The organism is bacterium (assembly GCA_037131655.1).
In the GTDB taxonomy this organism is placed as follows: domain Bacteria; phylum Armatimonadota; class Fimbriimonadia; order Fimbriimonadales; family JBAXQP01; genus JBAXQP01.
In genome coordinates, this window is sequence record JBAXQP010000282.1 from 1 (window position 1) to 3546 (window position 3546).

Below are 3546 nucleotides of genomic sequence, written 5' to 3' on the forward strand. Positions count from 1 at the left end.
TATTAATTAAGAAAAGATTATATAACTGCAATCCTGTATATGTTGATTCGCCCCGACTTTAGGTTGCAGGACGGTTACCACGTTGATTAGTCTCCCAGGTAGCGTAATACCAATAAGGTAAGGTCATCCGATTGTTCGGCGCCCGCTGCAAAAGTATCCACTGCATCCCGTATTTTAATGACGATATTGCTAGCTACTTGCTCCTCTTGCTGATTGATGAAAGCCAACAGGCGGAGATCTGTAAATTCCTCCTGTGCCGGATTATTGGCCTCGGTCACCCCATCAGTATACAAAATCAGCATATCCCCTGAATTTAAATATCGCGTAGCAACTTGATAGGCCGCACGGGGATTAATGCCGACCAGGATACCCGCTGGTTGTTCCAGATAATCAAAGCCGTTATCAGTATTGCCGAAAAGAGGCCGATTGTGTCCCCCGTTGACATACTGGAGTTGACCATTTGACATATCCAGCACACAGATCATCAATGTTACGAACATGCACTGAGGATTGTCTTGGCTTAACGTTGCATTCATAGCGTGGATGGTTTGCAGCAAATCCCTGGTTTTCATCATCTCGGTGCGCAGCAAGGTAATAGTACGTACCATGAACAGGGCGGCTGGAACGCCTTTACCTGCAACATCACCAATGGCGACACATATCCTATTTGCGTCCAGCGGAAAGGCATCGAATAAATCGCCACCGACTTCTTTCGCCGATCTCATTATGGCATCGACCTCGATTTTAGGGTGCCTGGGAAAAAAGGGTTGCTGCGGTAGCATACTGGTTTGTATTTCCTGAGCCAAACAAAGTTCTTTCTCCAGATGCTCCAACCTTAAGGTTTGTTCCAAGGATTTCTGGAAGGCGATATTACGTGCTCGCAAGCGTCCAGCGATCTGCCTAAGCATATTTCTGGCAGCTCCCGGGATCTGAATAAAATCCGACCACAACACGGTTTCATGAATACACAGCAACAAGCTTTTCTCGGAAGCCGACACGTAGGCCGTCGGAGCCAGATTATCGATAATCGACACTTCACCGACAAATTCTCCTGGCAGTACTTGAAATCCTTTTTCAGACTCCAAAGATTCAGTGTGCACATTCAAGTGCCCGAACAATACTACATACAAATATTGGTTGGCTTGTCCAGGCGACAATAGCACTTGTCGGGATTGCAGTTGTTTGAATTCACACTTGAGAAAGAAAGGCTCAAGCAAGCGAAACGGAATATCTGCACACAGGGGCAGGGAAATCAGGAGAGCCTGATTGGCAACAACGAACCGGGCAGAACTGAGGAAATCCTCTGGCATCAAGGATTCTAGGGCCCCAAAGTGCTTTTCCATCAGGCAAGGTTTGGGTCTAAGTGTCTTCTTGGTTCGGGTGATTTACGGATGGTTACCCTCATAATGTTGGTATTATTGATTCGTTGGTAATCCTGTTTTTCAGTAAATGACTTGATTAAATGAATTCCCCGTCCATTAATTGATGAAGCTTCAAGACTAAGACGTTCGGGAAGAGGAACTGCTGCAAAAGGATTAAAAGCCATTCCGTCATCTATGATTTCCAGTAGCACATAATCGACCTTATCCTCAAGTCTTATCAAGATTTCATGGCGTAACTGATCAGGATATGCATAGCTGATAATATTGGGGAGAGCTTCATTCAGCACCAGATCCAATTTGAAAACCGTTTTTTCTGACAATTGATGACCCTGGGTTATTTGTTCCAGCCAAGATGCCACCCGGGCCAGCTCGCCAAATTGGTTAGCTATGGTTAATGACTCGGAAAACCCGGATGCTTGATGATTTTTAAGCATTATGTTCGGAACTTATGGCTCAGCTGTCTCGGTGATTCAACAAGACGCTCTTAGCTTCTTCAAGATCATTACAAACAGGGATCAAGCTGGATACTCCAGAGGTATCCAACACATCCAGCACATTGGGCTGTGGTTTGTAGAGCACCATGTGTCCGCCACGGTTGGATAAAGCCTTAGCCGAGGAAAGCAGGGTGCGCATTCCCAAAGAAGCGAGAAAACTGACTTCCGACATATCTACCAGCACATGGGCTTTTTGGGTAGCAGTCAGCGCTGTAAATTTCATATCAATGGATTGTGCACCCAGAACATCCAGTCGACCAGACAGATTAACCTTTAAAATAGCGTTGTCCAAGGTCTCGGAATCAATTTGCATATATTTTCTCCTATTGCTGTTTGCTTGCTATGGATATCCGACCTAAATGCCTGGATTCTTGAGTTTCAGGGGCAGTGTGGTCAAACTGGTTCAATTTTTGTATATTTCGGTCATTCAACAACAAAACTATTACACATAAATATTACAAACATATTACATTACTCAACTCTATTTCTCACAACTATGAATAATAACATCTGTGAAAAAAGGATTTTATGTATCCACGTTTGTGAGAATATTGCTACCCAATTCTTTCCGGCTTGTATGGCGCAAATATTGCTGTTTTTTAACTCCAAACTATGGTTCTCAAACGGCATTACAAATTTTCCAGTACAGTTTACAGGTTTCAGAAGGCAAACCTTAACTCTCGCGTTCTCACTACCTTGGGCCTTGAGTAGTCAGTATCGATGCGAAGTGAGTATGAAGTTGGTCTCCTCCGGTATGGGGTATTGGAGAGCGCACATCAACTCCGTAGTGATTTAATTTCTTTTGTTGCTTGTCGAAGTTTCCGGATGAGCTCGCGCCCTATATTTTCGATCAGCTTCGACCGAATGCACATACCCAAAAGGCTGGTCTCCGCTTCTAGTCGATTGTAGTCAAGTATTAAACAGGCTACTTTCTCGTCCGTCACTACGTCCGCTGAACGTTTGTCACGGTCGAGCATGGCCATCTCCCCGAAGGCAGAACCAGCGGATATTGTTGTGATACGGCGACTCCTCTGATGGGCGAGAGAGACAGCCACACTGACTTGGCCCGAAAGTATGAAATACAAGAAATCCCCAGGATCGCCCTCACGGCACAGGTACATTCCTTTGTCGAAGGTTCGATACTCCAACATCGACTCAAACAACTCCAGTTCTTCGGGTGTAAACCCCGCCAAATAGCTTTGTACGGCGAGGGGTGCTTCAGCAGCAGTATAAGAAGCTTTTCCCGCAAGTAAATGATCTTCGCACCACTCCAGTGCATCATCGATATCGTCGCAATTAAACAGGGGCATATCATCTGTAAATCCAACCCCCTTTTTTATGAGCTTTACCATCGCATACCTGGCTCCGGTGCCAGTCAGAAGCACAGTTTTTCCTTGTGCGGATAACGATTGAATCAGACCAACAAACATGCCATATGCCCCTTCGCTGAAATTGGCGGCGCGCGTGAAGTCCAGGACTATATATTCAGCTTTCACGGCTGCGCTCATCGCTTCAGAGATCACGATTTCAGCGGATGCAAATATTAACTCGCCCTGTATTTCCAGCACCACCACTTTATAACCCAATTCGGCAAGCAACCGTGTCTGCTCGAGATTCCGGCTTCGTTTCGAGGGCACATTGGCGGCATCATAAGTGGCATGAATAACCGA

General features: G+C 45.6%; 4 protein-coding genes. All 4 read right to left on the reverse strand.

The features are described 5' to 3' along the window. Positions 1-86 precede the first annotated feature (86 nt). The gene (locus tag WCO51_11180; GenBank protein ID MEI6513817.1) at positions 87-1310 is read right to left on the reverse strand and encodes a SpoIIE family protein phosphatase; all 1224 of its coding nucleotides are present in this window, start codon (positions 1308-1310) and stop codon (positions 87-89) included. Between the two features lie 32 nt (positions 1311-1342). Then, the gene (locus WCO51_11185) at positions 1343-1816 is read right to left on the reverse strand and encodes an ATP-binding protein (protein ID MEI6513818.1); all 474 of its coding nucleotides are present in this window, start codon (positions 1814-1816) and stop codon (positions 1343-1345) included. Between the two features lie 19 nt (positions 1817-1835). Next, the gene (locus WCO51_11190; GenBank protein ID MEI6513819.1) at positions 1836-2189 is read right to left on the reverse strand and encodes an STAS domain-containing protein; all 354 of its coding nucleotides are present in this window, start codon (positions 2187-2189) and stop codon (positions 1836-1838) included. Between the two features lie 463 nt (positions 2190-2652). Then, positions 2653-3546 (reverse strand): cyclic nucleotide-binding domain-containing protein (locus tag WCO51_11195; GenBank protein ID MEI6513820.1); only part of this gene is annotated, 894 nt, incomplete at its 5' end.